This is a genomic window from Pseudomonas sp. TH37 (assembly GCF_016650735.1).
In the GTDB taxonomy this organism is placed as follows: Bacteria; Pseudomonadota; Gammaproteobacteria; order Pseudomonadales; family Pseudomonadaceae; genus Aquipseudomonas; species Aquipseudomonas farris.
Window position 1 is genome coordinate 321,263 of record NZ_JAEKFD010000001.1, and the last position, 23,547, is coordinate 344,809.

21 protein-coding genes are annotated in these 23,547 nt (G+C 57.3%); 4 read left to right on the top strand and 17 right to left on the bottom strand.

Features of this window, described 5'->3' with window-relative positions; all coding sequences use genetic code 11:
* Positions 1-74 precede the first annotated feature (74 nt).
* Together JFU11_RS01530 and JFU11_RS01535 are read left to right on the top strand one after the other, a co-directional pair.
* On the top strand, positions 75-491 hold the full coding sequence (locus JFU11_RS01530) for an OsmC family protein (protein ID WP_123720747.1): 417 nt from the start codon (positions 75-77) through the stop codon (positions 489-491).
* 61 nt (positions 492-552) lie between these two features.
* Positions 553-1,440 carry a pirin family protein gene (locus JFU11_RS01535; RefSeq protein ID WP_201059507.1) on the top strand — a complete coding sequence of 296 codons (888 nt, stop codon included), beginning with the start codon at positions 553-555 and terminating at the stop codon, positions 1,438-1,440.
* Positions 1,441-1,583: 143 nt separating this feature from the next.
* Here the strand turns inward: JFU11_RS01535 and htpG are convergent, their stop codons facing one another.
* From htpG to JFU11_RS01550, 3 genes are all read right to left on the bottom strand, one after another.
* Positions 1,584-3,488 (bottom strand): molecular chaperone HtpG, encoded by a 1,905-nt coding sequence (htpG, locus tag JFU11_RS01540; RefSeq protein ID WP_123721239.1) that lies wholly within the window; start codon positions 3,486-3,488, stop codon positions 1,584-1,586.
* Between the two features lie 80 nt (positions 3,489-3,568).
* Positions 3,569-4,021 (bottom strand): PaaI family thioesterase, encoded by a 453-nt coding sequence (locus JFU11_RS01545; protein ID WP_030131718.1) that lies wholly within the window; start codon positions 4,019-4,021, stop codon positions 3,569-3,571.
* Positions 4,018-4,494 (bottom strand): PaaI family thioesterase, encoded by a 477-nt coding sequence (locus JFU11_RS01550; protein ID WP_201059509.1) that lies wholly within the window; start codon positions 4,492-4,494, stop codon positions 4,018-4,020. The genes JFU11_RS01545 and JFU11_RS01550 overlap by 4 nt, the downstream gene beginning before the upstream one ends.
* A gap of 157 nt (positions 4,495-4,651) precedes the next feature.
* Between JFU11_RS01550 and JFU11_RS01555 the strand changes: the two genes are divergently transcribed.
* Positions 4,652-4,897 carry a hypothetical protein gene (locus JFU11_RS01555; RefSeq protein WP_123720744.1) on the top strand — a complete coding sequence of 82 codons (246 nt, stop codon included), beginning with the start codon at positions 4,652-4,654 and terminating at the stop codon, positions 4,895-4,897.
* A gap of 77 nt (positions 4,898-4,974) precedes the next feature.
* On the opposite strand, the gene JFU11_RS01560 is transcribed toward JFU11_RS01555, so the two are convergent.
* From JFU11_RS01560 to sdhC, 12 genes are all read right to left on the bottom strand, one after another.
* Complete coding sequence (locus JFU11_RS01560; RefSeq protein WP_123360159.1) at positions 4,975-5,376, bottom strand: MAPEG family protein; 402 nt, start codon at positions 5,374-5,376, stop codon at positions 4,975-4,977.
* A complete protein-coding gene (locus JFU11_RS01565; RefSeq protein WP_048394339.1) occupies positions 5,376-6,113 on the bottom strand; it encodes a DUF599 family protein in 738 nt (245 codons plus the stop codon). The genes JFU11_RS01560 and JFU11_RS01565 overlap by 1 nt, the downstream gene beginning before the upstream one ends.
* A 160-nt stretch (positions 6,114-6,273) precedes the next feature.
* Positions 6,274-7,587 (bottom strand): branched-chain amino acid transport system II carrier protein, encoded by a 1,314-nt coding sequence (gene brnQ / locus JFU11_RS01570; RefSeq protein WP_123720742.1) that lies wholly within the window; start codon positions 7,585-7,587, stop codon positions 6,274-6,276.
* Positions 7,588-8,008: 421 nt separating this feature from the next.
* A complete protein-coding gene (gene sucD / locus JFU11_RS01575) occupies positions 8,009-8,890 on the bottom strand; it encodes a succinate--CoA ligase subunit alpha (RefSeq protein ID WP_007898976.1) in 882 nt (293 codons plus the stop codon).
* Positions 8,890-10,056, bottom strand: coding sequence for an ADP-forming succinate--CoA ligase subunit beta (sucC, locus tag JFU11_RS01580; protein ID WP_007898980.1), 1,167 nt, complete (start codon positions 10,054-10,056; stop codon positions 8,890-8,892). The genes sucD and sucC overlap by 1 nt, the downstream gene beginning before the upstream one ends.
* Before the next feature lie 179 nt (positions 10,057-10,235).
* Entirely contained in the window at positions 10,236-11,672 is a 1,437-nt protein-coding gene (lpdA, locus tag JFU11_RS01585; protein WP_123720741.1) for a dihydrolipoyl dehydrogenase, read from the bottom strand.
* 110 nt (positions 11,673-11,782) lie between these two features.
* The gene (gene odhB / locus JFU11_RS01590) at positions 11,783-13,003 is read right to left on the bottom strand and encodes a 2-oxoglutarate dehydrogenase complex dihydrolipoyllysine-residue succinyltransferase (RefSeq protein WP_010456848.1); all 1,221 of its coding nucleotides are present in this window, start codon (positions 13,001-13,003) and stop codon (positions 11,783-11,785) included.
* Positions 13,004-13,045: 42 nt separating this feature from the next.
* Entirely contained in the window at positions 13,046-15,877 is a 2,832-nt protein-coding gene (locus JFU11_RS01595; protein WP_007898987.1) for a 2-oxoglutarate dehydrogenase E1 component, read from the bottom strand.
* A 262-nt stretch (positions 15,878-16,139) separates the two neighbouring features.
* Positions 16,140-16,844, bottom strand: coding sequence for a succinate dehydrogenase iron-sulfur subunit (locus tag JFU11_RS01600; RefSeq protein WP_007898989.1), 705 nt, complete (start codon positions 16,842-16,844; stop codon positions 16,140-16,142).
* Positions 16,845-16,855: 11 nt separating this feature from the next.
* A complete protein-coding gene (gene sdhA / locus JFU11_RS01605; protein ID WP_123720740.1) occupies positions 16,856-18,628 on the bottom strand; it encodes a succinate dehydrogenase flavoprotein subunit in 1,773 nt (590 codons plus the stop codon).
* A 3-nt stretch (positions 18,629-18,631) separates the two neighbouring features.
* On the bottom strand, positions 18,632-19,000 hold the full coding sequence (gene sdhD / locus JFU11_RS01610) for a succinate dehydrogenase, hydrophobic membrane anchor protein (RefSeq protein WP_008071469.1): 369 nt from the start codon (positions 18,998-19,000) through the stop codon (positions 18,632-18,634).
* Positions 18,994-19,368, bottom strand: a complete 375-nt coding sequence (gene sdhC / locus JFU11_RS01615) for a succinate dehydrogenase, cytochrome b556 subunit (protein ID WP_015096190.1) — start codon at positions 19,366-19,368, stop codon at positions 18,994-18,996. Before sdhC ends, sdhD begins: the two co-directional genes overlap by 7 nt.
* A 363-nt stretch (positions 19,369-19,731) precedes the next feature.
* On the opposite strand from sdhC, the gene gltA reads away from it, so the two are divergent.
* Positions 19,732-21,021, top strand: a complete 1,290-nt coding sequence (gltA, locus tag JFU11_RS01620; RefSeq protein WP_007898998.1) for a citrate synthase — start codon at positions 19,732-19,734, stop codon at positions 21,019-21,021.
* A 298-nt stretch (positions 21,022-21,319) separates the two neighbouring features.
* Here the strand turns inward: gltA and JFU11_RS01625 are convergent, their stop codons facing one another.
* Positions 21,320-22,978, bottom strand: a complete 1,659-nt coding sequence (locus JFU11_RS01625) for a cation acetate symporter (RefSeq protein ID WP_123720739.1) — start codon at positions 22,976-22,978, stop codon at positions 21,320-21,322.
* The gene (locus tag JFU11_RS01630; RefSeq protein ID WP_007894282.1) at positions 22,975-23,286 is read right to left on the bottom strand and encodes a DUF485 domain-containing protein; all 312 of its coding nucleotides are present in this window, start codon (positions 23,284-23,286) and stop codon (positions 22,975-22,977) included. Before JFU11_RS01630 ends, JFU11_RS01625 begins: the two co-directional genes overlap by 4 nt.
* Positions 23,287-23,547: the final 261 nt, after the last annotated feature.

Genomic DNA, 23,547 nt, shown 5'->3' on the forward strand with positions numbered 1-23,547 from the left:
ACTTGAAGGAATGCTCTATAACTTCAGGGTCTTTTTTGATCGAATGACTTTTCATATTGCCCGCGAGGTTTCCCATGACTGTTACCGTCAATACCGTCTCCGCCGAAGGTTTTCGTCACAGCGTCCAGATCGATGACCACGAACTCTTTGCCGATGTGTCGAAAGCCTCCGGTGGCGAAGGCACCGCGCCTGAACCACACGACTACTTCGACGCAGCCCTCGGTGCCTGTAAGGCCCTGACGCTGAAAATGTATGCCAAGAAAAAGGACATCCCGCTGACGGGTGTCGAGGTTGAGGTCACGCGCGACAACAGTGAAGAGCAGAAAGGCAAATACGCCCTGCACGTCGAACTCACGCTCAAGGGTGTGCTCACCGACGCTCAGCGTGACGAACTGCACCGCGTGGCCGACCGCTGCCCGGTACACAAGCTGATGACCACTTCCGAGATCAGCATCGAAACCCATCTGTCCGAAGGTGCCTTCAGCCAATAGCGGCAAGGGCTGCGCAAGCGGGTTATGCTCCCTGCGTCACCCGCTCAGCTTGGAATGCACCATGAACACTCCGCTCGTGATCCGCCCTCGCGCCGAAGATGTCGAAGGCCAGCCGATTCTTCGCCCGTTGCCGTCAGCCAAATGCCGCAACGTCGGGCCTTTCGTGTTTTTCGACCACATGCTCGAAACCCGTTACCCGGCGGGCAAAGGCATGAACATCCGTCAGCATCCGCACATCGGCCTGTCCACTCTCACCTACCTGTTCGAAGGGCAAATCCAGCACAAGGACAGCCTCGGTTCCGATCAGGTGGTGAATGCCGGCGATGTCAGTTGGATGACGGCAGGTAGCGAAATTGCCCACGTCGAACGCACGCCCGAACCATTGAAAGACAGCGGCTTTACGATGCACGGCTTACAGATCTGGCTAGCTTCGCCCAAGGATCGTGAACACGGTCCGGGACACTACAGCCACCATCCGGCTGCCACGCTGCCCGTCAGCGATAACCTTGGCGTGAAGATACGGATGATTGCCGGGACAGGCTTTTGCCTCGAATCGCCGGTCCCAGTGCTTTCTCCTACGCTGTACGCCGAATTGAACCTGCAAACGGCGACCACATTGCTGATTCCCACCGAGCATGAAGAACGGGCACTGTATGTGCTGAGCGGTGAGGTGCAACTGGATGGCGAGCCGCTGGAGCCGCATTCGCTGGTGGTATTGCCGGCCGGGGAAGAGATGACACTGTTTGCCGAGAACGACTGTCATGCCGTGTTGTTTGGCGGCGCGCCGCTGGATGGGCCGCGACGGATCAACTGGAATTTCGTGGCCAGCGATCCGGCGTTGATCGATGAAGCACGTCGGCGTTGGGCAGCCGGGGATTGGCCGACAGTGCCGGGGGAAAGTGAGCGGATCGAACTGCCGAAACACCGAAGCCCGCCAACGCCCCTGTAACTGATCGGCGGATTGTTCTCACGCGCAGCAAAGGAATGCATCGATAGCGACTGAACGAACCATGATTTGGCTCATGAGTAACTCCCGGTAAAAAAGCCCCAGAATGAAAAAACCCGCCGAAGCGGGTTTTTTTTACAACGCGGTTAAACCGACAGCTCAACCAGCAGCTTGTTCAGACGGCGCACATAAGCGGCCGGGTCTTTCAAGCTGTCGCCGGCCGCCAGGGCCGCCTGATCGAACAGAATGTGCGACAGGTCGCCGAAGCGCTCGTCGCTCTGCTCGTTGTCGAGTTTCTCGATCAGCGGGTGAGCCGGGTTGAATTCGAAGATCGGCTTCGAATCCGGAACCTTCTGACCGCTGGCTTCCAGGATCTGACGCATTTGCAGGCCCAAGTCCTGCTCGCCGATGGCCAGAATCGCCGGGGAATCGGTCAGACGGTGAGAAACCCGCACCTCAGCAACGGAGTCGCCCAAAGCGGTCTTGAGACGCTCAACCAGGCCTTCTTTGGACTTGGCGACTTCTTCCGCGGCTTTCTTGTCTTCTTCCGAATCCAGATTGCCGAGGTCCAGGTCACCGCGTGCCACGTCGACAAAGCTCTTGCCGTCGAAGTCGTTGAGGTAGCTCATCAGCCACTCGTCGATGCGGTCGGTCAGCAGCAGCACTTCGATGCCTTTCTTGCGGAAGACTTCCAGGTGCGGGCTGTTTTTGACTTGCGCGTAGGTTTCGCCAGTCAGGTAGTAGATCTTGTCCTGACCCTCCTTGGCGCGAGCCAGGTAGTCGGCCAGACCTACAACCTGCTCGCCGTCGTCGCCCTGAGTGGACGCGAAACGCAGCAGACCAGCAATTTTTTCTTTGTTGGCGAAGTCTTCTGCCGGGCCTTCTTTCATGACCTGACCGAAGTTCTTCCAGAAGCCTTTGTATTGCTCAGGCTCGTTCTTCGCCAGCTTTTCCAGCATGTCCAGAACGCGCTTGGTCAGCGCCGATTTCATGGAATCGATGATCGGGTCTTTCTGCAGGATTTCCCGCGACACGTTCAGCGACAGGTCGTTGGAGTCGACCACGCCTTTGATGAAGCGCAGGTACAGAGGCAGGAACGACTCGGCCTGATCCATGACGAACACACGCTGCACGTAAAGCTTCAGGCCTTTCGGCGCTTCACGCTGGTACAGGTCGAACGGAGCACGGGTCGGTACATAAAGCAGCGAGGTGTACTCGAGCTTGCCTTCGACCTTGTTGTGGCTCCAGCTCAGCGGGTTTTCGAAATCGTGAGCAACGTGTTTGTAGAACTCCTGGTATTCCTCGTCCTTTACTTCAGTGCGAGGGCGAGTCCACAGGGCGCTGGCGCGGTTGACGGTTTCCCACTCAACGGCGGGCTTGTCTTCGCCTTCAACGGCTGCCACTTCTTTCGGCAACTCGATCGGCAAGGCGATGTGGTCGGAGTACTTCTTGATGATGTTACGCAGACGCCAGCCATCGGCGAATTCGTCTTCAGCGGACTTCAGGTGCAGGACGATGCGGGTACCACGGTCGGCTTTCTCGACGGTGGAAATTTCGAACTCGCCTTCGCCCTTGGACGACCAGTGCACGCCTTCGCTGGCAGCGAGGCCCGCACGGCGGCTGAATACATCAACTTTATCGGCGACGATGAAGGCCGAGTAGAAACCGACACCGAATTGACCGATCAGGTGCGAGTCTTTTTTCTGATCGCCAGACAGGTGTTTCATGAAATCGGCAGTGCCGGATTTGGCGATGGTACCCAGATGGGTGACCGCGTCTTCACGGCTCATGCCGATGCCGTTGTCTTCGAGGGTGACGGTTTTAGCGTCTTTGTCGAAGCTCACACGGATTTTCAGTTCAGCGCCACCTTCCAGCAATTCAGGTTTGGCGAGGGCTTCAAAGCGTAATTTGTCGACAGCGTCAGAGGCGTTCGAGATCAATTCGCGAAGGAAAATTTCCTTGTTGGAATACAGCGAATGGATCATGAGGTGCAGCAGTTGCTTCACCTCGGTCTGGAAGCCCAGGGTTTCCTTTTGAGTTTCCACACTCATGGTCATCAAACTCCAATCAGATGGCATAAGCCGCGACCTTGAGGTCGACGGCGGGTTGTCCTCAGAGTTGGGGGCTGAGATCAGGATTTCAAGGGCTCTTCGATTTTGAAGTGAGCGCGGGCCGTGGCAATGGGCTCGGCTTCAGTGCTTTGCCAGGCGGTAATTGCCACATTTGCCACCCGGCGCCCCTGACGGCACACCTGGCATCTGGCCCAGGTATCGCGAAACTGCCCTGCCCGCAGGTAGTCGAGGGAAAAGTCGATAATCTTCGGCACGCCGGGCGAGCCGGTGAAGATCAGCAGGTGCAGTGCCGCCGAGAGTTCCATGAATCCGGCAATCACCCCGCCATGAATGGCCGGCAATAAAGGATTACCAATGTTGTCCTTGTTGGCCGGCAGACGAAACAGCAGCTCATCCCCCACACGCGAGCATTCAACGCCGATCAGTCTGGCGTAGGGAATCAGGTCCAGCAGCGAGGCGTAGTCCCCTTGCGCATGGGCCTGTTGCAGTTGTTCCTTGAACGTGTCGGTCATTTCGCAGCTCCAGCAATGGCACCGGCAAAACCTTTGGAGCCTTTGACGCCCTTGCCCATGCGCATGAAGGTGCCCACCACATGGGCAACGGGCTGTTCGGGGTCGTCCTGATAGGCAAAACCGCGCGCGAAGATCACGTCGGTGGTCACTCGGTAGCATTGGGCGAAGCCGTATACGTCCTTGTGCGGCTCGGCGGCATGCATGTAGTCGATGCGTAAGTCGAGCGTCGGACAGACTTCGAACTCGGGCAACACGCAAAGGGTGGCCATACCGCAGGCAGTGTCCATCAGTGAGGTCAGCGCACCGCCATGAATCACCCCGGTTTGCGGGTTGCCGACGATCTGCGGGCTGTATGGCAGAATCACCGTCAGCCCTTCGCTACTGGCGCTGTGAACACGCAAACCAAGCACCTGACAATGCCGCAATGCCGACAGGAATCGCGTCGCACGCTCAAAAACGGGGTTTTCGGCCATTTGATAAAACTCTTCTTAGTGTCTGGGCAAAGTAGCGGGCTAGAAGGCAAAAGTTCCGCAGCAAAACAAACTTATATATCTGTGCGAATTGAGGAACTTAACCCTATTCGCTGTGCTCGAAAGGCCAGTAGATATTTTCCATAAGGAGAAACACCCCATGCGTAAGACTTTAGCTATTGCCTTGATGTTGACCGCTTCCCTCGGTCTCGCTGCTTGCGATAAAAAATCCGAGGACAAAGCTCAAGATGCTAACCAACATGCCGAGCAAGCTCAGGAAAAAATGAGCGAAGCTCAGGATAAAGTGAACGACGCAGCAAAAGAAAACGCCGAAGCTGCCAAAGCTCAGGCCGAATCGAACGAAGCAGCGACAAAAGAAGCCGCGCCAGAAGCACCTAAAAACTAAAAGCGTTTTTAGTGATAAAAGAAAACCCGCCAAGTGCGGGTTTTCTTTTATCTGCGGCTTTTGTTTGCAATGCAGTATTAGATCAAAATCGTCCTAAAAGTCGGACTAATCATCAGCAACAACGAACACACTAAACCCACGAACCACACCAGACTGCGCTGCCAGGCCAGATCTCCCCAATAGCACAACAAGTAAATGATGCGTGTGATCACGAAGATGATTGCCAGCGTATCGATCAGCCACCCCGCCGTCTGCGTGGTGTGCGCCATCAACACCCCTACCGCAAACAATATGAACGCCTCGAAACTGTTCTGATGGGCCGCCAATGCGCGGGCGCCGAAACCGGTTAGTTGGGCCTGTTGCTGACGCGGCAGGTGATTGTCGTAACCGCCCTGCTCGTTCATGGCTTTGGCCACCGGAATCTTTGCCACGTAAATCAACAATGCGCTGATAAACACACACCAGAACGGAATACTCATCAAGCAGCCTCCTTGTTTGCTTCAGGCAATGGCGCCTCTGTAGGGGTATAGACCATCACATCAAGAACGTCGGAGTGAAACTCGCGGCGATACAACACGAGCACGACACCGGCACTCATCAACATGAACAACCAGGGGCTGACGAACCACGCCAGCATGGTCATGCCGAAGTAATAGGAACGCAGACCGAAGTTAAACTGGTTGGCCGCCATGGAGATGACACGGGCGGCTCGGGAAGCGAAGGCTTTACGCTCTTGCTCGGACACATGGCGCTCGCCGATCATCGGCGCCGAGCCCACGAGAATCGCCGCAAAGTTGTACTGACGCATGCACCAACTGAACGTAAAGAACGCATAGACAAACACCAGCGCCAGGCACAACAACTTGATCTCCGACATCCCTTGGGAGGCCTGTTGCACCATCGGGATATCCGCCAGCAGCGACACGGCTCTGTCGGATGCACCCAACACCGTGAGAATACCGGCCAGGATAATCAGCGTACTGGAGGCGAAGAACGAGGCATTGCGCTCCAGGTTACCGATCACGCTGGCATCGGCAATGCGGTTGTCGCGCAACAGCATGCGGCGCATCCAGTCTTCGCGATACAGGTGCAGCACGCTGGCCAGGCACGCGGTGTCGCGGCCCTTCCACGTTGCGTAACGGGTGTAACCGCCCCAGCAGACGACAAACCAGAGCGCGGCGAGGATGTGGATCAGATTGGCGTGGATGAACGACATGCAGGTCCTTGTGATGTGATTTGGCAATGCTTCGACGTTAGCGCAAGGAAAAAGACACCGCATCCCGCCCATAAAAAATGCCCCGTATCGATTGATACGGGGCATTTCTATTTTTGTGCAGGACAACTCAAGGCCCGCTTGTGGCGGGCCATGAAGCAGCTTAAGCCAACGCTTCGGCGCGCTTGCCCAGCAGACGATCGCAGACCACGGCAACCACCAGGGTCATGAACGACGGCACCAGCCACGCCAGACCTTGCTCGCTCAGCGGCAGATGAGTCAGTTGAGTCGGCATCCAGTCAGCCAGACCAGCACCCTTGAGCGCATCGATCAGGCCGAAGATGAACGACACCAGCATCACAGGACCGACGATGCGGCCCTGCTCATGCCAGAAGTCCTTGCAGAAGCTCAGGGCTACCAGGGCGATGCACGGCGGGTAGATGGCGGTCAGCACCGGGATCGAGAAAGCAATCAGCTTAGTGAGACCCAGGTTGGACACCAACAGGGAGAACGCTGCCAGGATGATCACCAGCGTCTTGTAGGACAGTGGCAGTACACGACTGAAGTATTCGGCACAGGCACACGTCAGACCGACCGCTGTCACCAGGCAGGCCAAGGAGATCAGCACCGCAAGGAAACCGCTGCCGAGCGAACCGAATGTGTGCTGAACATACGCGTGCAATACCGCCGCGCCGTTGGCAGCACCGGCGGCCACTTCATGGCTGCCCGAACCGAGACGAAACAGACTGACGTAAACCAGCGCCAGGCCCACGCCGGCAATCAGACCGGCGATGATCGCGTAACGGGTGATCAACGCTGGCGATTCCACGCCGCGGGAGCGGATCGCATTGACGATGACAATGCCGAATACCAACGCGCCCAGGGTATCCATGGTCAGGTAACCATTGATAAAGCCTTGGGAGAATGGTGCGGCGACATATTCAGGAGTGGCCACGCCGATATCACCGGCCGGCAACGCGAACGCGGCAATGCCGAGAACGGCCAGAGCGATGATCTTCAGCGGTGCAAGGAAACGTCCTACGGTGTCCAGCAGACGGCCCGGATAGAGCGAGATGAAGAACACCAGCAGGAAGTACACCGAGCTATAGAGAAACAGCGCCAGCGGGCTCTCGCCAGTCAGCGGCGCCAGGCCCACTTCAAACGACACGGTCGCAGTGCGCGGCGTCGCGAACAACGGGCCGACAGCGAGGTAGCATGCGGCTGCCAGCAGGCCACCGGCGACTTTACCGATCGGGCTGCTCAAGGCATCCATTGCACCACCGACCTTGGCCAGGGCGACAACGGTGATCACCGGCAGACCGACCGCTGTGATCAGAAAACCCAGCGCCGCCATCCAGACATTAGGCCCGGACTGCAAACCGACGATAGGCGGGAAGATGATATTGCCAGCCCCGACGAACAGGGCAAACGTCATAAAACCCAGTGCCAGGATGTCCTGGCCTTTCAACACTTTCATTAAGGAAATACCACACTACTGAATCGGAATTTAGAGAGGGATTTCCCTTATGGGTGAGGGAAATGCTGTCGGCCCGTATAGGACCAACCCGTTTAGCGCGTCGCTACCTTGTGGGCCGCGGACGCAAAAATGGCTGCTAGCCTAACGAATTTGCACGACAAACGCACTGTTACGGGGCGAACTATCCGATACGCGACACTTCAATGTCGCGTTTACATACCTAATTTTCCTACCTTGGCACAGATCATTCCCACGCTCTGCGTGGAAATGTATCCCGTGACGCTCTGCGTCACATTCAAAGACGGAACGCGGAGCGTCCCTGACGGCATTCCCACGCGGAGCGTGGGAACGATCACCCGGAAACGACAAAGGCCACCCGAAGGTGGCCTTTGTTTGGTGAAGCGTCAGCTAAGCGCGAGGCTTACTTGATCGCCCAACCGGTCAGCTCGGACAAAGCCTTGCCGATGTCTGCCAGCGAACGCACGGTTTTAACGCCTGCGTCTTCCAGGGCAGCAAACTTCTCGTCTGCAGTGCCTTTGCCGCCAGAGATGATTGCGCCAGCATGGCCCATGCGCTTGCCCGCAGGGGCAGTCACACCAGCGATGTAGGACACAACCGGCTTGGTCACGTTTGCCTTGATGTAGGCAGCCGCTTCTTCTTCAGCCGAACCGCCGATCTCACCGATCATTACGATCGCTTCGGTCTTCGGGTCTTCCTGGAACAGCTTCAGGATGTCGATGAAGTTCGAACCCGGGATCGGGTCACCACCGATGCCGACGCAAGTCGACTGACCGAAACCGGCGTCAGTAGTCTGCTTCACAGCTTCGTAGGTCAGGGTGCCGGAACGGGAAACGATACCGACTTTGCCTGGCAAGTGAATGTGACCTGGCATGATGCCGATCTTGCATTCGCCTGGAGTGATCACGCCTGGGCAGTTAGGACCGATCAGGACTACGCCCAGTTCGTCGCACTTGACCTTGGCATCCAGCATGTCCAGGGTAGGAATGCCTTCAGTGATGCAAACGATCAGCTTGATGCCGCCGAATGCTGCTTCCAGGATGGAGTCCTTGCAGAAAGGAGCTGGAACGTAGATCACGCTGGCGGTGGCGCCAGTGGCAGCTACAGCGTCTTTCACGGTGTTGAACACTGGCAGACCCAGGTGCTCGGTGCCGCCTTTGCCAGGAGTTACGCCACCAACCATCTTGGTGCCGTATTCGATGGCTTGCTGGGTGTGGAAACTACCTTGCGAACCGGTAATACCCTGGCAGATAACTTTGGTGTCTTTATTGATCAGGACGCTCATTATTTGCCCTCCGCAGCTTTAACGACTTGTTGAGCAGCGTCGGTCAGGCTGGTAGCAGCGATGATGTTCAAACCGCTTTCTGCCAGTACTTTAGCGCCCAGCTCAGCGTTGTTGCCTTCAAGGCGAACAACAACCGGGATTTTCACGCCGACTTCTTTCACAGCGCCGATGATGCCTTCGGCAATCATGTCGCAACGAACGATGCCGCCGAAGATGTTGACCAATACTGCAGCGACGTTAGTGTCGGACAGGATGATCTTGAACGCTTCGGTAACGCGTTCTTTGGTAGCACCGCCGCCCACGTCGAGGAAGTTGGCTGGTTTGCCGCCATGCAGGTTGACGATGTCCATGGTACCCATGGCCAGGCCAGCACCGTTGACCATGCAACCGATGTTGCCTTCCAGTGCTACGTAGTTCAGTTCGAACTTGGCAGCGTGCGCTTCGCGCGGATCGTCTTGCGACGGATCGTGGAAAGTCTTCAGCTTAGGCTGACGGTACATGGCGTTGGCGTCGATGTTGATCTTGGCGTCGAGGCAATGCAGATCGCCGTCAGCCTTGATCACCAGCGGGTTCACTTCCAGCAGAGCCAGGTCGTGATCCTTGAACAGCTTGGCCAGACCTACGAAGATCTTGGCGAACTGAGCAACTTGCTTGCCTTCCAGACCCAGCTGGAATGCCAGCTCGCGACCCTGGAATGGCTGAGCGCCAACCAGTGGATCGATAGTGGCCTTGAGGATTTTCTCAGGGGTGTCGTGAGCGATTTTCTCGATGTCCACGCCACCTTCGGTGGAAGCCATGAACACGATGCGACGGCTCGAACGGTCAACGACAGCGCCCAGGTACAGCTCTTTAGCGATATCAGTGCACGATTCAACCAGGATCTTGGTGACTGGCTGACCATTGGCATCAGTCTGGTAAGTCACCAGACGCTTGCCCAACCACTGTTGAGCGAATGCTTTGGCGTCTTCTTTGCTGCGAACCAGCTTTACGCCGCCCGCTTTACCGCGACCACCAGCGTGGACCTGGGCTTTGACAACCCACTCGGTGCCGCCGATTTTGTCGCAAGCTTCTGCTGCTGCTTCCGGGGTGTCTACTGCGTAGCCGGTGGAAACTGGCAGGCCGTACTCAGCGAACAGCTGCTTACCCTGATACTCGTGAAGATTCATGCTTATTACCGTCTTCGTTAGGTACTGCGCATTCGGTGCTGCACTAGTTGAAGTGCCGCACCACCTGTGACTGCTGCTTGCGTAGCTGAGCTACGCAAGACTGCGTCCAGCGGACATTCCGCGGTGAGTCTTGCATGCAAGGCTCACGACGGGCCGTACCGCCGTGGTTTCTTATTGTCTTAACGCTTCTTGCGGTTGGCGATGTGGATGGCGCCGCCATTCACAGCCAAAGCTGCTTCGTGCAAGGCTTCAGACAGGGTCGGATGGGAGAAAACCATCATGCCCAGGTCTTCAGCGCTGGTGCCGAATTCCATACCGATCGCGCCCTGCTGAACCAGTTCTGCAGCGCTCGGGCCAATCACGTGGACGCCCAATACGCGGTCAGTCTTGGCATCAGCAATGACTTTCACGAAACCGCCGGTGTCGTTGGCTGCCATGGCACGGCCACTGGCTGCGAACGGGAAGGTGCCAACGTTAACTTCAACGCCTTCAGCCTTCAAGGTCTGCTCGGTTTTGCCGACCCACGCGATTTCCGGGTGAGTATAAATAACTGACGGGATCAAATCATAGTTCATCTGGGCTTTGTGGCCCTTGATGCGCTCAACGACCATGATGCCCTCTTCCGAGGCTTTGTGTGCCAGCATCATGCCGCGAACCACGTCACCGATGGCGTAAACGCCCGGTACGGTGGTGGCGCAGTGATCGTCAACGTGCACGAAACCGCGCTCGTCCAGGGTCACGCCGCAATCGGCAGCCAGCAGATCAGTGGTCACCGGACGGCGACCAACGGCTACGATCAGCTTGTCGAAAGTGATGTTCTGTTCGCCGTTGGCATCGGTGTAGTTCACAACGACTTCGGCGCCGTTCACTTTGGAACCGGTAACGCGAGCGCCCAGCTTGATGTCCAGACCTTGTTTGGTCAGGGTTTTCAGCGCTTCCTTGGAAACGGCAGCGTCAGCGGCCATCAGGAAGGTGTCCAGCGCTTCGAGAACGGTAACTTCTGCGCCCAGACGGGACCAGACCGAACCCAGTTCCAGACCGATCACGCCAGCACCAATCACGCCCAGACGTTTTGGAACCGATTGGAATTCCAGCGCGCCAGTCGAATCGACGATCACATTCTGGTCGACCGGAGCCGGTGGAATGTCGATCGGACGCGAACCTGGAGCCAGAATCACGTTCTCGGCTTCAATGATTTCTACCGAACCGTCAGGCTTGGTGACTTCGACTTTCTTGCCGGCCAGCAGTTTGCCGTGGCCCTGGATCGAGGTCACACCGTTAGCCTTGAACAGGGTGGCAACACCCGAGGTCAGGCCTTTGACGATGTTGGCTTTACGGCCGACCATTGCTGGCACGTCCATGGTCACGCCAGCGTGGTTGATACCGTGGATCGCGAAGCCGTCTTGGGCTTCGTGGAACTTCCAGGAGCTGTCCAGCAGCGCCTTGGATGGAATGCAGCCGACGTTCAGGCAAGTACCGCCCAGGGCCAGTTTGCCTTCCTTGTCGGTGTATTTCTCGATGCAGGCAGTGGAGAGGCCCAGTTGCGCTGCTTTAATGGCAGCCACGTAGCCGCCAGGGCCCGCGCCAATCACTACCACGTCGAATTTCTGAGTCATGTGTCATTCCTTCTCGAATCAAACCGGACGGCCCCTTTTGGGGACCGTCGTGGGACGAAGCTGGTCATTACAGAAGGGCCGCCCATCGCTGAGCGGCCCGTGCAACGAAATCAGATATCCAGCAGCAAACGAGCCGGGTCTTCCAGCAGGTTCTTGATGGTAACCAGGAAGGTCACAGCTTCTTTGCCGTCGATCAAACGGTGATCGTAGGACAGAGCGAGGTACATCATCGGACGGATAACGACTTGACCGTTGATCGCCATAGGACGCTGCAGAATGTTGTGCATGCCCAGGATGGCCGCTTGTGGCGGATTGACGATCGGAGTCGACATCATCGAACCGAAAGTACCACCGTTGGTGATGGTGAACGTACCACCGGTCATTTCGTCCATCGACAGCTTGCCGTCACGAGCCTTCTTGCCGAAGGTGGCGATGCCGCCTTCGATTTCAGCCAGGCTCATCAGTTCGGCGTTACGCAGAACCGGTACAACCAGGCCGCGGTCGCTGGAAACAGCAACACCGACGTCAGCGTAGCCGTGGTAAACGATGTCAGCACCGTCGATCGACGCGTTGACAGCCGGGAAGCGTTTCAGCGCTTCGGTGGCAGCCTTGACGAAGAACGACATGAAGCCCAGGCGCACGCCGTTGTGGGACTTCTCGAACAGGTCCTTGTACTTCGAACGCAGGGCCATGACTTCGGTCATGTCGACTTCGTTGAAAGTGGTCAGCATCGCCATGTTCGATTGAGCTTCAACCAGACGCTTGGCGACGGTGGCCCGCACGCGAGTCATCGGTACGCGCTTCTCGATGCGATCGCCGGCAGCGAAAACCGGAGCAGCAGCGGCAGGCGCAGCAGCCTTGGCAGGCGCGGCAGCCGGAGCGGCTTTCTTGGCAGCTACAGCGGCAACTACGTCTTCCTTGGTCACACGACCGCCTTTGCCAGTGCCGGCAACGGAAGCAATGTTGATGCCGTTTTCTTCAGCCAGCTTGCGAGCAGCCGGTGCAGCAACAGGATCATCTTCGCCTTCAGCGGCTGGAGCAGCAGCTTGTGCAGCGGCCGGAGCAGCGGCAGCAGCTGGAGCAGCAGCAGCGCCGCCCGCTTCGATGGAGCCCAGGACTTCGTCGGACAGAACGGTGTCGCCTTCGTTCTTGACGATAGCGCCCAGCACGCCATCAGCGGTGGCCAACACTTCCAGTACGACTTTGTCAGTTTCGATGTCGACGATCAGGTCATCGCGCTTGACGGCGTCGCCCGGTTTTTTGTGCCAGGTGGCAACGGTGCCATCGGCAACCGATTCCGGGAAAGTGGGGGCTTTGATTTCGATAGCCATTATCTGTGGGTCCTTAAATTCGGTTTCAGGTGCGCGAAGGCGTTAAACAGTAAAGGCGTCTTGCAGCAGTTGTTCCTGCTGCTCAGCGTGCATCGATGCATAACCACAAGCAGGTGCAGCAGAAGCATCACGGCCCGCGTACTCAAGTACGAGAGACTTGTCGTGATTGCCAACGATGCGGCGCATGTGGTGTTGGCTGCAGTACCAGGCACCCTGGTTCATCGGCTCTTCCTGACACCAAACGATATGTTTGAGGTTGGTGTACGGAGCCAGGACTTCGTTCAAGTCGTCCTCAGGGAATGGGTACAGCTGCTCGATACGCACGATGGCGATGTCATCACGACCTTCGGCACGGCGTTTTTCCAGCAGGTCGTAGTAGACCTTGCCGCTACACAGAACAACGCGCTCGACCTTTTTCGGGTCCAGGGCATCGATTTCCGGGATAACGGTCTGGAACGAACCTTCGGCCAGATCTTCCAGGGTCGAGATGGCCAGTTTGTGACGCAGCAGCGACTTCGGAGTCAGAACGATCAACGGCTTGCGCAGCGGGCGAATCACCTGACGACGCAGCAAGTGGTAGATCTGGGCCGGCGTAGTCGGCACGGCTACCTGAATATTGTGCTCGGCGCACAGCTGCAGGTAACGCTCCAGACGAGCCGAAGAGTGCTCCGGACCCTGACCTTCATAACCGTGCGGCAGCAGCATGGTCAGACCGCAGAGACGACCCCACTTGTGCTCGCCACTGGTGATGAACTGGTCGATAACCACCTGGGCACCGTTGGCGAAGTCGCCGAACTGGGCTTCCCAGATCACCAGCGCCTCAGGCGTGGTGGTCGAGTAACCGTATTCGAACGCCAGCACAGCTTCTTCGGACAGGAACGAATCGTACAGGTCGAAACGTGGCTGGCCCTTGTACAGGTTTTGCAGCGGGACGTAGGTACCCGCGTCTTTCTGGTTGTGCAAGACAGCGTGACGGTGCGAGAACGTACCGCGACCGATGTCCTGACCCGTCATGCGAATCGGGTGACCTTCGAACGCCAGGGTCGCGTACGCCATGGTTTCGGCGTAACCCCAGTTGATCGGCAGGCCGCCGGCTTGCATTTTCTGACGGTCTTCGTAGATTTTCGAGACCTGGCGCTGAACCACGAAGCCTTCCGGAATTTCCAGTAGCTTGGCGGACAGTTCCTGCAAGGTTTTCAGATCGAAGCGAGTGTCGTGACGCGCGGTCCAGGCGTGGCCCAGATACGGACGCCAGTCCACGAACAACTCTTTGTTCGGCTCTTTGACCAGGCTTTTTACAACATGCAGACCGTTGTCCAGCGCATTGCGGTATTCGTCGACTTTCGCCTGAACACGCTCTGCGTCCAGCACACCGCCCTGAGTCAGACGATCGGCATACAGCTCACGGGTGGTGCGCTGCTTGGTGATCTGCTGATACATGATTGGCTGGGTGCCGCTAGGCTCGTCGGCCTCGTTGTGGCCGCGACGACGGTAGCAGACCAGGTCGATCACCACGTCACGCTTGAACTGCATGCGGTAGTCGATGGCCAGCTGGGTCACGAACAACACGGCTTCCGGATCATCACCATTCACATGGAGGATCGGCGCCTGGATCATCTTCGCAACGTCGGTCGCGTACTCGGTGGAGCGCGAGTCCAGCGGGTTGCTGATGGTGAAACCAACCTGGTTGTTGATCACGATGTGCACGGTACCGCCGGTCTTGAAACCGCGGGTCTGCGACATCTGGAAGGTTTCCATCACCACACCCTGACCGGCGAATGCCGCGTCACCGTGGATGGAGATCGGCAAAACCTTCTCGCCGGTAGGATCGTTACGACGATCCTGACGGGCGCGAACCGAACCCTCGACCACCGGGGAAACGATTTCCAGGTGGGAAGGGTTGAACGCCATGGCCAGGTGAACTTCACCGCCGGTGGTCATCACGTTGGACGAGAAGCCCTGGTGATATTTAACGTCACCGGACCCCAGCTCGACCTTCTTCTTGCCTTCGAACTCGTCGAACAGCTCGCGCGGGTTCTTGCCGAAGGTGTTGACCAGCACGTTCAGACGACCACGGTGGGCCATGCCGATCACGATTTCCTTGGTGCCGTAGGAGCCGGAACGCTGGATCAGCTCGTCGAGCATCGGAATCAGGCTCTCGCCGCCTTCCAGACCGAAACGCTTGGTACCCGGGTATTTGGTCCCGAGGTATTTTTCCAGGCCTTCGCCGGCGGTGACGCGCTCAAGCAGGTGGCTCTTGATGTCGACGGAGTACGTCGGACGGCCGCGCACGCTTTCCAGACGCTGCTGGAACCACTGGCGCTGCTCGGAATCGGTGATATGCGTAAATTCAGCGCCGATGGTGCGGCAATATGTCTGCTGCAACGCTTCGTGAATTTCGCGTAGGCTCGCCTCCTCTTTGCCGATGAACAGGTCGCCGGCACGGAAGGTCGTATCAAGATCGGCATTGGTCAAGCCGTAATGATTGATTGACAGGTCTGCAGGTGCAGGACGCTGCCACAGCCCCAGCGGGTCAAGCTGGGCTGCCTGGTGGCCACGCATACGGTAGGCCTGGATCAATCGCAGCACTTCAACTTGCTTCTTCTCGTGCTCACTGCTCACGCTGCCGGCGGAAACCGGTTGGGCGCGGCGCTGGTTCTTTGCCAGCAAGACGAAATGATCGCGAATTGTGGAGTGCGAAACATCGGTGGCAGTGTTGCCATCAGCAGGCAACTTCTGGAAGTAGGTGCGCCACTCTTCTGGCACAGCGTTAGGGTCGTGCAGGTAGAGCTCGTAGAGCTCTTCCACATAGGCAGCGTTACTACCGGATAGGTAGGCGCTGTTCCACATGCGCTGCATCACGCTTTCTTGCATGCTTGGTCACCCTCGGTTAGGGGAACACCACCGGCGTCGACACCGAGAAAACTTGCAGAAGTCCGAATGCAGCGACTAAAACAAGCCACTTAGGATCACGCTGATAGTCCGGGTACCAGCCCGGATGCCCCTGCTTGTCTCATTTCTTCAAAATAAGAGCTGCAGCCTTATAAGCTGCTGCTCAGGTTAAAACTACGGCGCCGGTTGAAGCCTGCGCCGTAGCATCTACGGGTATTGCGGTCCTACGGGTACAGCAGCTGAATCACACGCCGCTTTGCAGCAGCATGTTACGAATGTGACCGATGGCCTTAGTCGGGTTCAGGCCTTTCGGACAAACGTTGACGCAGTTCATGATGCCCCGGCAGCGGAATACGCTGAACGGGTCATCCAGCGAAGCCAGACGCTCGGACGTCTTGTTGTCGCGGCTGTCTGCCAGGAAGCGATAAGCTTGCAGCAGAGCAGCCGGACCCAGGAACTTGTCCGGGTTCCACCAGAAGGACGGGCACGAAGTCGAGCAGCAAGCGCACAGGATGCACTCGTACAGACCGTCGAGCTTTTCACGCTCTTCAGGGGACTGCAGACGCTCGATGGCCGGAGCCGGCGTGTCGTTCTGCAGGTATGGCTTAACCTTTTCGTATTGCTTGTAGAAGATGCTCATATCGACGACCAGGTCACGGATAACCGGCAAACCTGGCAGCGGACGGACGATCAGCTTGTTACGTTTTACGACGGCAGACAGCGGCGTGATGCACGCCAGACCGTTCTTGCCGTTGATGTTCATGCCGTCGGAACCGCAAACACCTTCACGGCAAGAGCGACGATAGGAGAAACCTTCGTCCTGCTCTTTGATCAGGGCCAGCACGTCCAGCACCATCAGGTCTTTACCACCGGTATCAACCTGGAATTCCTGCATGAACGGCGCAGCGTCCTGATCAGGGTTGTAACGATAAACACTGACTTGCAACATGGCGGCCACCCTTAATAAGTCCGAATCTTAGGTTCAAAAGTCGGAACAGTCTTCGGCGAGAAGTTCACAGCACGCTTGGTCACGCGCTTGTCACCCGGGAAGTACAGGGTGTGGCACAGCCAGTTTTCGTCGTCACGGTCTTCGAAGTCTTCACGGGCGTGAGCACCGCGGGACTCTTTGCGTACTTCTGCAGCGATGGCAGTGGCTTCGGCCACTTCCAGCAGGTTCTGCAGTTCCAGCGCTTCGATACGCGCGGTGTTGAACGCCTGGCTCTTGTCGTTGATCTTGACGTTGGCGATACGGCCACGCAGATCAGCCAGCTGAGCAATACCCTTCTGCATGTATTCGCCGGTGCGGAACACACCGAAGTAGTTCTGCATGCAGTTTTGCAGTTCGCGACGCAGGGTTGCCACGTCTTCACCTTCGGTACGCTCGTTCAAAGCGGACAGACGTGCCAGGGCCGCGGTGATGTCAGCGTCGGTGGCCTCATCGTATTCGATACCGTCGGTCAGCGCTTTTTCCAGGTGCAGGCCGGCAGCGCGGCCGAATACCACCAGGTCGAGCAGCGAGTTGCCGCCCAGACGGTTGGCGCCGTGAACCGATACGCACGCCACTTCACCCACTGCGAACAGGCCAGGGATGATTTCGTCGACGCCTTCGTCGTTCTGGGTGATTGCCTGACCGTGAATGTTGGTCGGAACGCCGCCCATCATATAGTGGCAGGTCGGAACAACCGGAACCGGAGCAACAACAGGGTCAACGTGTGCGAAAGTCTTGGACAGTTCGCAGATGCCTGGCAGACGGCTGTGCAGCACTTCCTCGCCCAAGTGGTCGAGTTTGAGCATTACGTGGTCGCCATTCGGACCGCAACCGTTACCGGCGATGATTTCTTTAACCATCGAACGGGCAACAACGTCACGACCGGCAAGGTCTTTGGCGTTCGGAGCATAACGCTCCATGAAACGCTCGCCGTGCTTGTTGATCAGGTAACCACCTTCACCACGGCAACCTTCGGTGACCAGTACACCGGCGCCGGCGATGCCGGTCGGGTGGAACTGCCACATTTCGATGTCTTGTACCGGTACGCCGGCACGCAGCGCCATACCAACGCCGTCACCGGTGTTGATCAGGGCGTTGGTGGTCGAAGCGTAGATACGACCTGCACCGCCGGTGGCCAGTACGGTGGCCTTGGCACGGATGTAGGTGGTTTCACCGGTTTCGATGCAGATGGCAATCACGCCGACGAATGCGCCTTCCTGGTTTTTCACCAGATCAACAGCGTAGTACTCGTTCAGGAACGTGGTGCCAGCTTTCAGGTTGCCCTGATAAAGGGTGTGCAGCAGCGCGTGACCGGTACGGTCGGAAGCGGCGCAGGTACGGGCGGCCTGGCCACCTTTACCGTAATCCTTCGACTGACCGCCGAATGGACGCTGGTAGATACGACCCTGTTCGGTACGCGAGAACGGCATACCCATGTGGTCCAACTCGTATACGGCGGCAGGACCTTCCTGACACATGTATTCGATAGCGTCCTGGTCACCGATATAGTCGGAACCCTTGACGGTATCGTACATGTGCCAGCGCCAGTCATCGTTCGGATCGGCAGACGCAATGGCGCAAGTGATGCCGCCCTGGGCCGACACGGTGTGCGAACGAGTCGGGAAAACCTTGGTGATCACGGCAGTCTTGTGACCGCCCTGTGCCAGTTGCAGCGCAGCGCGCATGCCGGCACCGCCACCACCAATGATGATGGCGTCGAAAGAAATCGTTGGAATGTTAGCCATGAATCAGATACCCCAGAGAATCTGCACACCCCAGACGAAGTAAGCGAACATCGCAACGCCGCATACTGCCTGGAAAAGGAAACGTACTGCAGTCGCGGACTTGCCCAGCGCCATCGGCGTCAGGTAGTCGGTCGCGATGGTCCACATGCCGACCCAGGCGTGAGCGCCCAGGGCTACAAGGGCCAGCAGACTGAAGATACGCATCCCGTTGTGGGCGAACAGGGCATGCCACTGGTCATAGCCAATGCCTGGATTCGCAACGAGGTATCCGATCAGGAAGATGAAATAAGCCGCGAGAACAACCGCAGACACACGTTGCGCCATCCAGTCATAGAGGCCCGAACGCGAAAGGTTCGTAACGCTGGTTACCATATCCAAACTCCTGCCAGAACGATCAACACCACGGAAACGGCGATGATAATTTTCGAGCCCAGGCGGCCGCCTTCAAGCGTCTCGCCGATGCCCATATCCATGATCAAGTGGCGCACACCGGCTACCAGGTGATACAGAAGAGCGGACAGGAGGCCCCATGCTACGAACTTGGCCAGCGGACTGGTCAAGCATGCCTTCACCTCGGCAAAACCTTCCTCGGAACCCAGAGACTTGCCCAATGCATACAGCATGAAGCCAAGGCCCAGGAAGAGGATGATGCCGGAAACACGGTGAAGAAACGACGTAACGCCGGTGATGGGGAGTTTGATGGTCCTTAGGTCTAGGTTTACAGGTCGTTGGCTTTTCACGGCTTTTTTTTCACACTGAAGAGCCCCTAACAATCAGGGCAAAGTTGTTGGGGAGTGCACTGGTCAGGTAACCACCACCCAGGGATGCGACCCCCAATAAAGCAGGCCCAAAAGCCCCTGGCGGTCGGTGGCCGAGTATAGACAGTTAGGCTACTAATGACAACGCGTTCACCTTCCCCTAATAGCTGATTGCACAAGTGAGATAAAAGGCGTAAATGGCAGTCAATTTCGAGGAAAAAGTCCGGTTAAAGCCTTCTGGAGCAAGACTTTAGGCAAATTGACATTCGAATTTATCTCACTATAGTGGTGCGGGCCCTGCGTGGGGGGTCTGTCTGATGATTTCAAGCATAAATAGGAGGCCACATGGCTGACAAAAAAGCGCAGTTGATCATCGAGGGCGCAGCCCCCGTCGAGCTGCCCATTTTAACCGGCACCGTTGGTCCCGATGTTATCGACGTTCGGGGCCTGACGGCCACGGGCCGTTTCACCTTTGACCCTGGTTTCATGTCGACTGCCTCCTGCGAGTCGAAGATCACCTATATCGACGGCGACAACGGCATTCTGCTGCACCGCGGCTACCCGATCGAACAGCTGGCTGAAAAGTCGGACTACCTGGAAACCTGCTATCTGCTGCTCAACGGCGAATTGCCGACCGCAGAGCAGAAGGCCCAGTTCGTAGGCACCGTGAAGAACCACACCATGGTTCACGAGCAATTGAAGACCTTCTTCAACGGCTTCCGTCGCGACGCCCACCCGATGGCCGTCATGTGCGGCGTAGTTGGCGCCCTCTCGGCCTTCTACCACGACTCCCTCGACATCAATAACCCGCAGCATCGCGAAATCTCCGCGATCCGCCTGGTTGCCAAGATGCCGACCTTGGCCGCAATGGTTTACAAGTACTCCATGGGCCAACCCATGATGTACCCGCGCAACGACCTGTCGTACGCGGAAAACTTCCTGCACATGATGTTCAACACCCCGTGCGAGATCAAACCGATCAGCCCGGTACTCGCCAAGGCCATGGACCGGATCTTCATCCTCCATGCCGACCACGAGCAAAACGCATCGACTTCTACCGTACGTCTGGCCGGTTCGTCGGGTGCCAACCCGTTCGCCTGTATCGCCGCCGGTATCGCTGCACTGTGGGGCCCTGCCCACGGCGGTGCGAACGAAGCCGTTCTGACCATGCTTGACGAGATTGGCGATGTTTCGAACATCGACAAGTACATCGCCAAGGCCAAGGACAAGAACGATCCGTTCAAATTGATGGGCTTCGGTCACCGGGTTTACAAGAACCGCGACCCACGCGCCACCGTCATGAAGCAAACCTGCGACGAAGTACTGAAAGAGCTGGGCATCACCAACGATCCGCAGCTCGAACTGGCCATGCGCCTGGAAGAGATCGCGCTGACCGATCCGTACTTCATCGAACGCTCGCTGTACCCGAACGTCGACTTCTACTCGGGGATCATCCTCAAGGCGATCGGCATTCCAACCAGCATGTTCACCGTGATCTTCGCCCTGGCGCGGACTGTCGGCTGGATCTCCCACTGGAAAGAAATGCTCTCCAGCCCGTACAAGATCGGCCGCCCGCGCCAGTTGTACACCGGCTACGAGTCGCGTGACATCACCAAGCTGGAAGACCGCGAATAAGACCTGTCTTGCGATAATGTCTTGAGCTGTACCGGGAACGGCCTCTATTTAGATAGGGGCCGTTTTTGTTTGTGCCTGACGTTATATATGCAGCGGCCTGAGGGCCGGCTGGCTCTTTGGTTGTGTACATATCCGTTACCGCAGAAACGGATATGTACACCATCAAAAATCCCGTTCGGCTATCAGTCTGCCTTCGCGGGCAAGCCTCGCTCCTACAAGGGGCGATAACCGCCCAATAAAAAATGCCCCAGTCTCTCAACCGGGGCATTCGTTTTAGCGCAGCTTATATATAGAAGCCTTAGTGCGAAACCGCCCCACTCGCCCCCAACCCGGTCTGCGAACGAACAAACTGCGGGAAGAACAACGCACGTTCGTTCACACCCTCGGCCGACTTGTCAGTGACCGAGAAGAACCAGATCCCGACAAACGCAATGGCCATGGAGAACAGCGCCGGGTATTCATACGGGAAGATCGCCTTCTCGTGACCCAGGATCTGCACCCAAATGGTTGGCCCCAACACCATCAAGCCAACAGCACTGATCAGACCCAGCCAGCCGCCGATCATCGCACCGCGAGTCGTCAGCTTCTTCCAGTACATCGAAAGCAGCAGCACCGGGAAGTTACAGCTCGCCGCGATGGAGAACGCCAGGCCCACCATGAACGCGATGTTCTGCTTCTCGAACAGAATACCCAGGCCGATCGCCAGCACCGCCAAAGCAATGGTGGTGATTTTCGAGACACGGATCTCGTCCTTCTCGTTGGCCTTGCCCTTCTTGATCACACTGGCATACAGGTCATGGGACACCGCCGAAGCACCGGCCAGGGTCAGACCAGCTACCACCGCCAGGATGGTTGCGAACGCCACCGCCGAGATGAAGCCCAGGAAGATACTGCCACCCACCGCGTTGGCCAAATGCACCGCCGCCATGTTGTTGCCGCCCATCAGCGCGCCAGCCGCATCTTTGAAGGCCGGGTTGGTGCTGACCAGCAGGATCGCGCCGAAGCCGATAATGAAGGTCAGGATGTAGAAGTAGCCAATGAAGCCGGTTGCATACAGCACGCTTTTACGTGCTTCTTTAGCGTCGCTCACGGTGAAGAAGCGCATCAGAATGTGCGGCAGGCCAGCGGTACCGAACATCAGCGCCAGGCCGAGGGAGAACGCCGAGATCGGATCTTTCACCAGGCCGCCCGGGCTCATGATCGCTTCACCTTTAGGGTGAACCTTGATCGCCTCGGAGAACAGCGCGTTGAAGTCGAAGTTGACGTGCTTCATCACCATCAGCGCCATGAACGAGGCACCGGACAGCAACAGCACCGCCTTGATGATCTGCACCCAAGTGGTCGCCAGCATGCCGCCGAACAGCACGTACATGCACATCAGGATACCGACCAGGATCACCGCAACGTGATAGTCGAGACCGAACAGCAGCTGAATCAGCTTGCCGGCACCAACCATTTGCGCGATCAGGTAGAACGCCACCACCACCAGCGAACCACACGCCGACAGCGATCGGATCTGTGTTTGCCCGAGGCGATAGGACGCCACGTCGGCAAAGGTGTACTTGCCCAGGTTGCGCAGGCGCTCGGCGATCAGGAACAGAATGATCGGCCAGCCCACCAGGAAGCCGATCGAGTAGATCAGGCCATCGTAGCCAGAGGTGAACACCAGGGCGGAAATACCCAGGAAGGACGCCGCGGACATGTAGTCACCGGCAATCGCCAAGCCGTTCTGGAAACCGGTGATCTTGCCGCCCGCCGCATAGTAGTCGGCGGCCGAGTTGTTTTTCTTGGAAGCCCAGTAAGTGATGCACAGGGTCGCACCCACGAATGCCACGAACATCAGGATCGCGGAAACGTTGAGCGGTTGTTTCTGCACTGCACCCGTCAGGGCTTCAGCCGCCCAGGCGCCAGGTGCAAAAGCTGCGATGCTCAATAGAGCCATAAGACGCCGGATCATTGCTGAGCCTCCTTGAGAATCGCATTGTTCAAGTCGTCGAATTCGCCATTGGCGCGTCGCACGTAGATGCCCGTCAGGATGAAGGCCGAAACAATCAGCCCGACACCAATCGGAATGCCCCAGGTAATCGATGACTCAGGGCTGATTTTCGCGCCCAGAATATGCGGCCCGTAAGCAATTAAAAGGATGAATCCGGAGTACAGCCCAAGCATGATCGCTGAAAGAATCCAGGCGAATCGTTCTCTCTTGCTGACCAGCTCTTTGAAGCGCGAGCTGTTTTGAATCGAGAGGTAAATGCTGTCGTTCATTGTTTTTATCCTCGCAGCACAGATTTAGTTGGAACGGTATCCACTCTATGCGGCTGCCGGACAGGTTCCAGACGACCTTAGTATTAGAACGACATGACAGAGCCGCCATTATTCAGCATGCATTAAACAATATAGGAGCGGGCTTGCTCGCGAAGGAGGAGTGTCAGCCAACATCGATGCTGAATGACACACCGCTTTCGCGAGCAAGCCCGCTCCCACATAAAAAAACAAAAGGCCCCTTGGCACTTATGCCAAAGGGCC

Bases quoted from the DNA above. Each gene is read 5' to 3' on its own strand.
- lpdA (WP_123720741.1), bottom strand. From the start codon at position 11,672: ATGACTCAGAAATTCGACGTGGTAGTGATTGGCGCGGGCCCTGGCGGC.
- JFU11_RS01625 (WP_123720739.1), bottom strand. From the start codon at position 22,978: ATGATCCGGCGTCTTATGGCTCTATTGAGCATCGCAGCTTTTGCACCT.
- JFU11_RS01600 (WP_007898989.1), bottom strand. From the start codon at position 16,844: ATGTTGCAAGTCAGTGTTTATCGTTACAACCCTGATCAGGACGCTGCG.
- htpG (WP_123721239.1), bottom strand. From the start codon at position 3,488: ATGAGTGTGGAAACTCAAAAGGAAACCCTGGGCTTCCAGACCGAGGTG.
- odhB (WP_010456848.1), bottom strand. From the start codon at position 13,003: ATGGCTATCGAAATCAAAGCCCCCACTTTCCCGGAATCGGTTGCCGAT.
- JFU11_RS01555 (WP_123720744.1), top strand. From the start codon at position 4,652: ATGCGTAAGACTTTAGCTATTGCCTTGATGTTGACCGCTTCCCTCGGT.
- JFU11_RS01595 (WP_007898987.1), bottom strand. From the start codon at position 15,877: ATGCAAGAAAGCGTGATGCAGCGCATGTGGAACAGCGCCTACCTATCC.
- JFU11_RS01560 (WP_123360159.1), bottom strand. From the start codon at position 5,376: ATGAGTATTCCGTTCTGGTGTGTGTTTATCAGCGCATTGTTGATTTAC.
- sdhD (WP_008071469.1), bottom strand. From the start codon at position 19,000: ATGGTAACCAGCGTTACGAACCTTTCGCGTTCGGGCCTCTATGACTGG.
- JFU11_RS01545 (WP_030131718.1), bottom strand. From the start codon at position 4,021: ATGACCGACACGTTCAAGGAACAACTGCAACAGGCCCATGCGCAAGGG.
- sucD (WP_007898976.1), bottom strand. From the start codon at position 8,890: ATGAGCGTCCTGATCAATAAAGACACCAAAGTTATCTGCCAGGGTATT.
- JFU11_RS01535 (WP_201059507.1), top strand. From the start codon at position 553: ATGAACACTCCGCTCGTGATCCGCCCTCGCGCCGAAGATGTCGAAGGC.
- JFU11_RS01565 (WP_048394339.1), bottom strand. From the start codon at position 6,113: ATGTCGTTCATCCACGCCAATCTGATCCACATCCTCGCCGCGCTCTGG.
- brnQ (WP_123720742.1), bottom strand. From the start codon at position 7,587: ATGAAAGTGTTGAAAGGCCAGGACATCCTGGCACTGGGTTTTATGACG.
- JFU11_RS01550 (WP_201059509.1), bottom strand. From the start codon at position 4,494: ATGGCCGAAAACCCCGTTTTTGAGCGTGCGACGCGATTCCTGTCGGCA.
- JFU11_RS01630 (WP_007894282.1), bottom strand. From the start codon at position 23,286: ATGAACGACAGCATTTACCTCTCGATTCAAAACAGCTCGCGCTTCAAA.
- JFU11_RS01530 (WP_123720747.1), top strand. From the start codon at position 75: ATGACTGTTACCGTCAATACCGTCTCCGCCGAAGGTTTTCGTCACAGC.
- gltA (WP_007898998.1), top strand. From the start codon at position 19,732: ATGGCTGACAAAAAAGCGCAGTTGATCATCGAGGGCGCAGCCCCCGTC.
- sucC (WP_007898980.1), bottom strand. From the start codon at position 10,056: ATGAATCTTCACGAGTATCAGGGTAAGCAGCTGTTCGCTGAGTACGGC.
- sdhA (WP_123720740.1), bottom strand. From the start codon at position 18,628: ATGGCTAACATTCCAACGATTTCTTTCGACGCCATCATCATTGGTGGT.